The organism is Pseudacidovorax intermedius (assembly GCF_001476815.1).
GTDB lineage: Bacteria > Pseudomonadota > Gammaproteobacteria > Burkholderiales > Burkholderiaceae_C > Xenophilus > Xenophilus intermedius_A.
In genome coordinates this window covers 1-11182 of the sequence record NZ_LDSL01000196.1, presented here as the reverse complement: position 1 = coordinate 11182, position 11182 = coordinate 1, and the positions used below count along the sequence as shown (strand labels likewise).

The following is an 11182-nucleotide window of genomic DNA, read 5'->3' as shown; positions in this document are numbered from 1 at the left end:
CCGCGGGTCGCGCCCGCGGACGTGGTCCGCGAGGACGTCAACACCTACACCTTCGACCGCAATATCGGCGGGCCGCCCATCTGCTACGCCACCGGCCCGCTCGGGGCGAGCCGCACGGCGCAGCAGGGCGACGACGTGCTGGCCCGCGAATGGACGCGGGTGCGTTCGCGGCCGCAGCTCACCAGCTGCGTGGACACCGAGCGCAAGAACGGCTGCTCGGACTTCTGACGCACCGGCTCGCGTCACATCGCGCCGGCCCGGGCGCGGCTGGCACGGCGGCCCGCGGTTCGCCCCGGCACCGCCGGGTACTAGGCCCTTCGGACGAGTCCGGCCCGCCGCCTATCCCATCCGATGGATTTGCCGCGCCGGGCACCCCCGGGACACTGCACAGCGCTTGCCGCACCGCGGTTCCGAGTGCCCCGCGCGCGTCCCGGCCCGGGATGAACGAAGAAGCCCGGGCGGTGCAGCCCTGTCGTCTGGAAGGAGCGTGCGCGCGATGAGTTGGCGATCGAAAGTGGTCTGGAGCGAAGGCATGCTGCTGCAGCCGCAGCACCTGCAACAGGCCGAGCGCCACGCCGACCATGCGCGCCACCTGCTGCTGCGTGGCACGGCGTCCTGCGGCTGGGGCTTCGTGGCGCTCGACATCGACGCCGCGGCGCTGTCGCTCGGCAAGCTGGCGCTCACCCGCGCCGTGGGCGTCTTCGCCGACGGCACGCCCTTCGACATGCCGGGCATCGACCCGCTGCCCGAGCCCATCGACGTGCCGGCCAGCCTGCGCGACGAAGCCATCCTGCTGGCCCTGCCCGTGCGCCGCGCGGGCGCGCGCGAGTCCAACGCCGAAAGCGGCGACGAGGACGCGCTGGTGCGCCACCGCGTGCTGGAGTCCGAGGTGCCCGACGCCAACACCGCCGGCGAGCGCACCGCGCTGCTGCAGCTGGGCGCGCTGCACACCCGCCTGATGCGCGCGGGCGAAGCCACCGACGCCTGGACCACGCTGTCGGTCGCGCGCGTGGTGGAGCGCCGCACCGACAACCAGCTCGCGCTGCACCGCGGCTGGGTGCCGCCGCTGCTGGACGTGGCGGCCCATGCCGTCATCCGCGGCTGGGTGGACGAGCTGCTGGGCCTGCTGCGCCAGCGCGCCGACGCCCTGGCCGGCCGCATGACCCAGGGCGGCACCGGCGGCGTGGCCGAGATCGCCGACTTCATGCTGCTGCAGACCGTCAACCGCCACGAGCCGGTGTTCGCCCACTTCGCCCGCGGGCCGCTGCTGCATCCGCTGCGCTTCTACGAACAGGCGCTGGCGCTGGCCGGCGACCTGGGCACCTTCCGCGACAGCCGCCGCGCGCTGCGCCTGCCGCCTTACGTGCACGACGACCTGGAGGCCAGCTTCCGTCCGCTGATGGACGACCTGCGCCGCAGCCTGTCGATGGTGCTGGAGCAGTCGGCCATCCGCATCGAGCTGCACGACCGCAAGCACGGCGTGCGCGTGGCGCTGATCCCCGACGTGGAACTGCAGCGCAACGCCACCTTCGTGCTGGCCGTGCAGTCGCAGCTGCCGGGCGATGCGCTGCGGGCGCGCTTTCCCACGCAGGTCAAGATCGGCCCGGTCGAGCGCATCCGCGACCTGGTCAACCTGCAGCTGCCGGGCGTGGCGCTCACGCCCCTGCCCGTGGCGCCGCGGCAGATTCCCTTCCATGCCGGTGCCAACTACTTCGAGCTGGAGACCCAGGGCAGCGACCTGTGGCGCCAGCTGGAGGCCTCGGGCGGCATGGCGATGCACATCGCGGGCGACTTCCCCGGCCTCGACCTGGCCTTCTGGGCGGTCCGATGAACTCCGCCCGCTGCACAAGCCCGCACAAGCCCCTCTCCCCTCGCGGGAGAGGGGTGGGGGAGAGGGGGTGCGCGCGGCCCCACGGCCACCTGCCATGCCAGCGCTGCAGCCCCCTCTCCCCAGCCCTCTCCCGCGAGGGGAGAGGGAGAACGACGTCCGGAGGCCCTCGTGAGCACGCCTGATCCCTTCGCGGCCTTCGAGTCCGAGCGCACCGTCATCAAGCCCAGGCCGCGCACGCCGGGTGCGGGCGGCAATGCGCCGCCGCCGACGATGCCGCCGCCTTCCTCGCCAGGCGCGGAGCCGCTGCCCACCGAGCTGGGCGACCTCGGCCTGCTCAATCCGCTGGTGTCGGCCGCGGGCCGGCTGCTGGTGCTGATGGGCAAGCTGCGCCACCTGGTGCAGCCGCCGGACGTGGGCGCGCTGCGCGCCTCGGCCGCGCAGGCCGTGCAGCAGTTCGATGCCGATGCACGCCGTGCCGGCGCCGGCAACGAGACCGTGCTGGCCGCCCGCTACGTGCTGTGCACCGCCCTGGACGAGGCCGTGGCCAACACGCCCTGGGGCGTCTCGGGCGGCTGGAACACGCAGAGCCTGCTGGTGCAGTTCCACAACGAGACCTGGGGCGGCGAGAAGGTGTTCCAGCTGCTGGCCCGCCTGGCGCAGGACGTGCCCACGCACCGCCCGCTGCTCGAACTCATCTACTGCGTGCTGGCCCTGGGCTTCGAGGGCCGCTACCGCGTGGTCGACAACGGCCGGGCCCAGCTCGACTCGGTGCGCCAGCGCCTGGCCGACCTCATCCGCAAGGACCGTCCGCCGCTGGAGCCGGCCCTGTCGCCGCACTGGCAGGGCGCCGGCGGCGGCAGCGCGCGGCTGCGCGAGTCGGTGCCGCTGTGGGTCGTCGGCGCGGGCTTCCTGCTGCTGCTGGCGCTGGTGTGGTTCGGGCTGCGGCTATGGCTGGGCAACCTGTCCGACGGCACCTGGTCGCGCGTCGCGGGCCTGCGCCTGCCCAACACGCAGCTGGTGCCGCCGCCTGCGCCAGTGCCGGCCAAGTCGCCGCGGCTCGCGCGCTTCCTGGAGGCCGAGGTCAGGCAGGGCCTGGTGACCGTCACCGACGAGGCCGACCGCAGCACCGTGCGGCTGCGTGGCGACGCCTTCTTCGGCTCGGGCAGCGCCGAGCCCATGGCCCAGGCCATGCCGGTGCTGGTGCGCATCGGCCAGGCCCTGGCCGAGGTCAAGGGCGAGGTGCTGATCACCGGCCATTCCGACAGCCAGCCGATCCGCTCGCTGCGCTATCCCTCCAACTGGCACCTGTCCACCGCGCGGGCCGAGGCCGTGCGCCAGGCGCTCGCGGCGCAGGTCGACCCGGCCCGCATGAAGGCCGAAGGCAAGGCCGACGCCGAGCCCGTCGCCGCCAACGACACGCCCGCCAACCGGGCGCGCAACCGGCGCGTGGACATCGTGCTTCTGGCACCCCCTGAAGGAGCGGCGAAATGAAGGCCGTCTTCAAGTTCCTCTTCCACCCGGTGCTGCTCACCGTGGTGGCCCTGGCCATCCTGGGCCTGCTGATCTGGTGGATCGGCCCGCTGATCAAGGTCGGCGCGCTGGTGCCGCTGGAGAGCGAACTCGCGCGCGCCATCCTCATCGGCGTGATCGTGCTGCTGGTGCTGCTGCGCCTGGCCATCCGCCGCTGGCGCGTGCGGCGCGCCAGCCGCGCGCTGACCGACGGCCTGATGAAGGCGCCCGCCGCCGCCAGAGCCGAGGCGCCCGGCAACGGCGAGCAGCAGGTGCTGGCCGACCGCTTCGGCGAGGCCATCGCCACGCTCAGGAAGATGCGCCTCACCGCCGCCGGCAGGAAGCCCGGCTGGCGCGACTGGCTGTCGCTGTCGGGCGGCAGCTACCTCTACGACCTGCCCTGGTACGTCTTCATCGGCGCGCCGGGCTCGGGCAAGACGACGGCGCTGGTCAACTCGGGCCTGTCGTTCCCGCTGGCCGAGAAGTTCGGCGCCGGCGCCATCCGCGGCGTGGGCGGGACCCGCAACTGCGACTGGTGGTTCGCCGACGAGGCGGTGCTGATCGACACCGCCGGCCGCTACACCACGCAGGACAGCCATGCCGCCGAGGACAAGAGCGCCTGGGACGGCTTCCTCAACCTGCTGAAGAAGGCCCGCCCGCGCCGGCCGCTCAACGGCGTCTTCCTCACCGTCAGCGTGGCCGACCTGCTGGGCCAGGGCCTGGAGGCGCGCAGCGCACTCGCCGCGTCCATGCGCGCGCGCCTCTTGGAGCTGGACGAGCGCCTGACCACCCGCCTGCCGGTCTACGTGCTGGTGACCAAGAGCGACCTGCTCTACGGCTTCACCGAGTACTTCGCCGACCTGGGCAAGGAGCAGCGGGCGCAGGTCTTCGGCTTCACCCTGCCGCCGGATGAAGGCTCGCATCTGGCCGAGCACGGCCTGCTGCAGCCCTTCCAGCGCGAATATGCGCTGCTGCACGAGCGCGTCAACAACGGCCTGGTCGAGCGCATGCAGCAGGAGACCGACGGCACGCGCCGCGCGGCCATCTTCGGCTTTCCGGCGCAGTTCGCGACCGTGGGCCCGCTGCTGGCCGACCTGCTGGACCAGGTCTTCACCGGCTCGCGCTTCGCCCAGCCGCCCTGGGTGCGCGGCGTGTACTTCACCAGCGGCACGCAGGAAGGCAGCCCCATCGACCGCGTGATGGGCAGCCTGGCACGCAGCTTCGGCATCGAGCGCGCCATCCTGGCGCCACAGAAGTCCAGCGGCCGCAGCTACTTCCTCACCACGCTGCTCAAGGACGTGGTGTTCCCCGAGCAGCGCCTGGCCGGCGCCGACGTCAAGCTGGAGCGCAAGCGCCACCTGCTGCGCCTGGCCGGCGTCTCGGCCATGGGCCTGGTCACGATGGCGCTGCTGGCAGGCTGGGGCTGGTCGGCCTGGCGCAATGCCGAGTACCTGAAGTCGGTGGAGGCCAAGCTGGAGCCCACCCGCCAGTCGCTGGCCACGCTGCCCACCCAGGCCAGCAGCCCCATCGACATGGCGCCGGTGCTGGGCAACCTGCGCGACGTGTGGCGCACGCCGGTCAACCGCGAGGGCGACACGCCCTTCCTGATGACGCTGGGCCTCTACCAGGGCGACAAGATGGACGCCGCCGCCCAGGCCGCGCACCAGCGCGCGTTGAACGAGGCCTTCCTGCCGCAGCTCGCGCGCCGCATCGAGGACCAGCTGCGCAGCGCCCCGCGCGACAACCTGGAGTACCTGTACGAGGCGCTCAAGAGCTACCTCATGGTCCACCAGCCCCAGCACTTCGACCCCGAGGCGCTCAAGGCCTGGATCACGCTGGACTGGGAGCGCACGCTGGACCGCGGCGTGCCGCCCGAGCGCCGCCGCATGCTGGAGGACCAGCTCGACCTGCTGATCGCGCAAGGGCCGCCGCGCTCGCCGCTGCCCATGGACGAGAACCTGGTGCGCAGCACGCGCGGCCTGCTGGCCAGCTACCCGCCCGAGCAGCGCATCTTCAGCCGCCTCAAGCGCCAGCGCCTGGGCAAGGACATGCCCGACTTCACCGTGGCCCAGGCCGCCGGCCCTTCGGCGCCGCTGGTGTTCGAGCGGCCGAGCGGCAAGCCGCTGACCGAAGGCGTGCCGGGCCTGTTCACCTACGACGGCTACCACCAGCGCTTCCAGAACGCGGTGGTGCTGGTCACCGGCCAGCTCGCGGCGGAAGACCCGTGGGTGCTGGGCCAGGAGAAGAGCGCCGCCGACCGCGCCCGCGACGCCGCGGCCCTGGGCCAGCTCACCGACCGCGTGCGGCGCCTCTACCTGGAGGAATACGCGCGCCTGTGGCAGGCCCTGCTGGCGGACGTGCGCCTGATCCGTGCCGGCGGGCTGGAGAAGAACATCGACATCGCCCGCATCGTCTCGGGCGCCGATTCGCCGCTGGCCAACTTCCTGCGGGCGGTGGTCAGGCAGACCACGCTCACGCCCGCGAAGGACGACAAGTCCGCCGTCGGCAAGGCCGCCGAAACCGTGCGCAACACGCGCAAGGGCCTGGAGGAGCTGTTCGGCGGCGGCGCCGACGCCCAGCGTGCGGTGCCGGTGGGCAAGAGCATCGAGTCCATCGTGGACGACCGCTTCGAGAGCCTGCGCCGGCTGGTCACGCCCGCGGCGCCAGGCCAGCCGGCGCCCATCGACGACGCACTCAAGCTCTTCAACGAGGTCTATGTCTACCTCACGGCGGTGGACACCGCCGTCAAGAGCCGCAGCGCGCCGCCGCCCGGCGACGTGGCCGGCAAGCTCAGGTCCGACGCCGGCCGGCTGCCCGACCCGGTGCGCTCGATGGTCGAGAACCTCAGCAGCACCGGCGCCGCCCAGGCCCGCGTGGCCGAGCGCGGCAACCTCAGCCAGGACCTGCGCCCGGTCACGGAGTTCTGCCAGCGCGCCATCGCCGGCCGCTATCCCTTCGTGGAAAGCAGCAGCCGCGACGTGCTGCCCGAGGACTTCGGCCAGATGTTCGGGCCCGGCGGGCTGATGGACGACTTCTTCCAGAAGAAGCTGGCGCAGCTGGTGGACACCAGCCGCCGGCCGTGGCGCTACAAGCCCGTCGCCGAGCAGGGCGCCATCTCGCCCGCGGCACTGCAGCAGTTCGAGCGGGCGGACCTGATCAGGCAGGTGTTCTTCCGCGGCGGCGGCCGCACGCCCGGCATGCGGCTGGACTTCAAACCGGTGGAGATGGACGCCGGCATCACCAGCTTCGCGCTCGACGTCGACGGCCAGGTGGTCAAGTACGCGCACGGCCCCATCGTGCCGATGACCGTGCAGTGGCCCGGCCCGCGCAACACCAACCAGGTGCGCCTGACCATCGCGCCGCCCACCTCGGGCGGCACCTCGGGCCAGGTCACCGAAGGGCCGTGGGCGCTGTTCAAGATGCTCGACCGCGGCCAGTTGGCCTCGGGCGACGGGCCGGAGAAGTTCTTCATCACTTTCCAGCTCGATGCGCGGCGCGCCCGCTTCGAAGTCACGACCAACAGCGTGCAGCATCCGATCCGGCTCAAGGAACTGCGCGAGTTCTCCTGTCCGGAGGGCCTGTGATGGCGGCGCACTTCCTGGCCGAGCCGCAGGCGCTGCCCGGCTGGTTCGGCAAGCTGCCGGGCATCGGCGACTTCGCGCACCGAAGGCTGCCGGCGGCGTTCCGCGCGGCCTGGGACGGCTGGATGCAGGAAGGCCTGATGCAGCTGCGCCTGCGCCATGAGGGCGAATGGCACGCGCGCTACCTGGAAGGGCCGCTGTGGTTCTTCATGCTCGCGCCCGGCGTGGCCGACGGCCAGGCCTGGGCCGGCGTGATGATGCCCTCGGTCGACGGCGTGGGCCGCTACTTTCCCTTCACCGTGGCCGCGCCGCTGCAGGGCACGATGCCCGCCGCCGCCGAATGGCCCGCGCTGCTGGCCTGGTGGCAATGCGCCGCGCAGGCGGCATTGCAGGCGCTGGAGCAGGACCTGGATGCCGCTGCCTTCGATGCGCTGCTGACCGCGATGCACGGCAGCACCGGCTCGGCGACGGAGGCGGGCGAGGCGCCGGCCTGGCCTGCGCACGGCCAGTCGCTGTGGCTCACGCAGCCGGAGACGACCGGCGCCCCGGTGCTCACCGCCGCCGGACTGCCGCGCGGCGCACGCTTCGACCTGCTCTTCGGTTTCGACGACCGCACCGAAGGCAGCCTGCCGGAGGTCGCGCGATGAGCGAGGCGCGTCCCGACGAACCGACCCGCGTCTTCGGCGGCGGCGCGCCCGGCCCCGACGAGGCCACGCGCGTGGTGACCGGTGCCCAGGCCGGCGCGAATGGCGGCGACGCCACCCGGGTCGTGACCGGCGGTGGCGACCTGGGTGGCGATGCGACGCGCGTGGTCACCGGCAGCGCCTTTCCGGCGAGCCAGACGCGCACCGGTGCCGGTGCCGCGACCACAGGCGGCGGGAGCAGCAGCGGCGGCGACGCCGGCACCCTGCCGCCGGGCAGCCTGCTGGCCGAATTCGAGATCACCCGCGCCATCGGCCAGGGCGGCTTCGGCGTGGTCTACGAGGCCTGGGACCACACCCTGGAGCGGGTGGTCGCCATCAAGGAATACCTGCCCACCTCGCTGGCCACGCGCACCGGCGACGGCACCATCGCGCCGCTGTCGGCGCGCCACCGCGAGACCTTCGACCTGGGCATGCGCTCCTTCATCAACGAGGCCCGGCTGCTGGCGCAGTTCGACCATCCCTCGCTGCTGAAGGTCTACCGCTTCTGGCAGGAGCGCGGCACCACCTACATGGTGATGCCCTTCTACCGCGGCGACACGCTGCGGCAGGCGCTGGCCGACATCCCGGCCGGCGTGGACGAGGGCTGGCTGCTGCGCGTGATGGACGGCGTGAGCCAGGCCCTGGCCGTGATGCATGCGGCCAACTGCTTCCACCGCGACATCGCGCCCGACAACATCCTGCTGCTCGAAGGCTCGGGCCGGCCGGTGGTGCTGGACTTCGGCGCCGCACGCCGCGTGATCAGCGACAAGACGCAGGCCATCACCGTCATCCTCAAGCCCGGCTACGCCCCCGTGGAGCAGTACGCCGAGATGCCCGACATGAAGCAGGGCCCGTGGACCGACGTCTACGCCCTGGCGGCCGTGATGCACGTGGCCATCTGCGGCCGCTCGCCGCCGCCCTCGGTGGCGCGCATCCTGAGCGACAGCTACGTGCCCCTGGCCGGCAACGCGCAGCTGCTGCAGCGCTACAGCCGCGGGCTGCTGGCCGCGGTGGACGCGGGCCTGGCGGTGCGGCCCGAGGGCCGGCCGCAGTCCATGGCCGAGTTCCGCCAGCAGCTGGGGCTGGACGAGGCCGTCGCCGCCGCCCCCGCCGCGCGCGGCGCCGCCGACGCCAGTGCCGCGCCGGCCGCCGCGCGCCTGCCGGCGGCCGGCCGCACCCAGCCGCCGCGGGCCTCTCCTGCTGCCGCACCGGGCACCCCGGGCCGCTCGCTGCGTGGGCCGGTGATCGGCAGCGTGGCCGTGCTGGCCATCGCCGCTGGCGCCGCGCTTTGGTGGACCAGCCGCGGCGACCGCAGCGCGCCGCCGCCCGCGGTGGCCCAGGCGCCGGTGGCCGATGCGCCGGCCGTGGCGCTCGTGGCGCCCGTGGCGGCCCCGCCCGCGCCGCCGCCGCGCGCGGCACCGAAGACGCCGCTCGACTCGCTGCAGGCCCTGTCCGCCGGCGCGGCGCCCGGCTTCGACGTCACGGCCACGCCGCGCAAGCCCGAGGTCGCCATCGGCAAGGACAAGCTGGCCTTCGACGTGCGCAGCAACCGCGACGGCTATGTCTACGTCTTCCTGCTGGCCAGCGGGGGCGAGCTGTTCCAGCTCTTTCCCAACCTGCTGGACCGCCACAACCGCATCACGGCCGGCAGCACGCTGGCCCTGCCGCGCGCCTCCTGGCCCATGGAGGCGGGCGGACCGCCCGGCACCAACCATTTCGCCGTCGTCGTGAGCGAGCGCGAGCGCGACTTCAGCGATGCCGGCATGAAGAACGAAGGCGTCTTCCCGCAGTTCCCGGCCGCCGGCCTGGCCTCGCTGGAAGCCGCCAACCCCGGCCCCGCCGCCACCGTGCTGCTGGGCCGGCCCGTCTGTCCGCAAAGCGCCGGCTGTGCCGACGCCTACGGCGTGGGGAGTTTCAAGATCGTCGAGAAGTGATCGTCTTCATGGTCTTTCCCGCGCGTGAACCGAAGGAGTGATCCATGCAGGTGCTGGTCCCGAATCCCCGCTCCCCCGAGGCGCCCGCGTCCCGCGGCGTGCGCGCCGCGTCCACGGCCGGCGCCCGCGCCGCGTCCCTCGCCGCCACCGGCGCGGTGACGCTGGTCGCGCTGCTGGCCGGCTGCGCCACGCCGCCGCCCGCGCCGCCACCCGCGCCGGTGGCCGCCGCGCCGCAGGCGCCCGTCGTGCTGGGCCCGCCGGTGGCCGCACCGGCACCGACCCTGGCCGCCGCGGCACCGCGCCCGGGCGGCAGCGTGGCCGGCCAGGCCCGCACCTTCTCGACCCAGCTGGCCACCTACACCGCCACGCCCTTCGACGTGGTGCCGGGCTGGCAGCGCGACGACTTCGTCGAGAGCTGGTCGGCCTTCCTCGACAGCTGCAAGGTGCTGGTGCGCCGCGGCCCGCAGTGGCAGCAGGTGTGCGCCCGCGCCCGCCAGGTGGACGGTGCCAGCAACCCGGCCATCCGCAGCTTCTACGAAAGCGAATTCGCGGCCTACCAGATCCGCGACGACGACCGCCGCCCCGACGGCGTGGTCACGGGCTACTTCGAGCCCGAGATCGAGGGCAACCGCACGTACTCGCCGCCCTTCATCTACCCCGTCTATGCGCAGCCGGAGGACATGCTCTTCCTCGACACGCGCCGCCTGCCGGCCGGCAACGGCACCGTGGCCGCGCGGCTGAACGGCCGCAACGTGGTGGTGCAGGCCGGCCTGTCCACGCGCGACATGGGCGCGCCGGGCCTGTATGCGCTGGACCTGTCGCAGATCCTGCGCGACACGGTGGACCGCAAGGCCCGCCTGCGCGTGGAGGGTCGCCAGCTGGTGCCCTACTACACGCGCGCCGAGATCGAGCGACTGGGCGTGCCCAATGCCAGGGTGCTGGCCTTCGTGCGCAGCGCCACCGAGCTGTACGAGATGCAGGTGCAGGGCTCCGGCCGCATCCGCCTGCCCGACGGCCAGACGGTGCGCGTGGGCTATGCCGAGCAGAACGGCCAGCCCTTCCGCCCGACGCTGGCCCAGGCCGCCAACGGCAAGGCCAGGACGGCGGTGCGCACGCGCGGCTCCGCCATCGAGCTGGAGGTGGACGACGACGACGCCGACGAGACCGACACCAGCACCGTGCGCACGCGCGGCTTCGCGCTCGCCCTGCCGGCGCGCAGCGGCCCGGTGGCCGTGCCCGGGCAGCGCACGCCCACGGCGGCCGCGGGCACCGGCATCCAGGACCCGAGCTACGTCTTCTTCAAGGAAGTGCCGACCAGCGCCGACGGCCCCGTGGGCGCGCTGGGCGTGCCGCTGCAGCCGGGCCGCTCCATCGCGGTCGATCCACGCAGCGCGCCGCTGGGCTTTCCGGTCTTCGTGTCCACGCGCGAGCCGGGCAGCGGCACGCCCATGCAGCGGCTGACCATCGCGCAGGACACCGGCGGCGCGATCCGCGGCGCGGTGCGGGCGGACTATTTCTTCGGCAACGGCCGCCAGGCCGCCAACCAGGCGCGCCGCATGAAGGAGCGCGGCCAGCTCTGGCTGCTGCTGCCGCGCGGGCTGACGGTGGCCGCGGCCACCACCGGCGGCGGCGCGGTGCGCACGC

General features: G+C 73.5%; 7 protein-coding genes. All 7 read left to right on the top strand.

Features of this window, described 5'->3' with window-relative positions:
• The coding region (locus NS331_RS26875) for a hypothetical protein (protein ID WP_193758195.1) at positions 1–228 on the top strand (228 nt) is incomplete at its 5' end.
• Between the two features lie 268 nt (positions 229–496).
• The gene (gene tssK / locus NS331_RS24040; RefSeq protein ID WP_058644451.1) at positions 497–1831 is read left to right on the top strand and encodes a type VI secretion system baseplate subunit TssK; all 1335 of its coding nucleotides are present in this window, start codon (positions 497–499) and stop codon (positions 1829–1831) included.
• A 168-nt stretch (positions 1832–1999) separates the two neighbouring features.
• The gene (locus NS331_RS24035) at positions 2000–3322 is read left to right on the top strand and encodes a DotU family type VI secretion system protein (RefSeq protein ID WP_058644450.1); all 1323 of its coding nucleotides are present in this window, start codon (positions 2000–2002) and stop codon (positions 3320–3322) included.
• A complete protein-coding gene (tssM, locus tag NS331_RS24030) occupies positions 3319–6924 on the top strand; it encodes a type VI secretion system membrane subunit TssM (protein WP_058644449.1) in 3606 nt (1201 codons plus the stop codon). The genes NS331_RS24035 and tssM overlap by 4 nt, the downstream gene beginning before the upstream one ends.
• Positions 6924–7568: a type VI secretion system-associated protein TagF gene (tagF, locus tag NS331_RS24025; RefSeq protein ID WP_058644448.1), complete on the top strand. Its 645-nt coding sequence runs from the start codon at positions 6924–6926 to the stop codon at positions 7566–7568. Before tssM ends, tagF begins: the two co-directional genes overlap by 1 nt.
• On the top strand, positions 7565–9538 hold the full coding sequence (locus NS331_RS24020) for a serine/threonine protein kinase (RefSeq protein WP_082702737.1): 1974 nt from the start codon (positions 7565–7567) through the stop codon (positions 9536–9538). The genes tagF and NS331_RS24020 overlap by 4 nt, the downstream gene beginning before the upstream one ends.
• 44 nt (positions 9539–9582) lie before the next feature.
• Positions 9583–11182 (top strand): murein transglycosylase A (mltA, locus tag NS331_RS24015; protein WP_082702736.1); only part of this gene is annotated, 1600 nt, incomplete at its 3' end.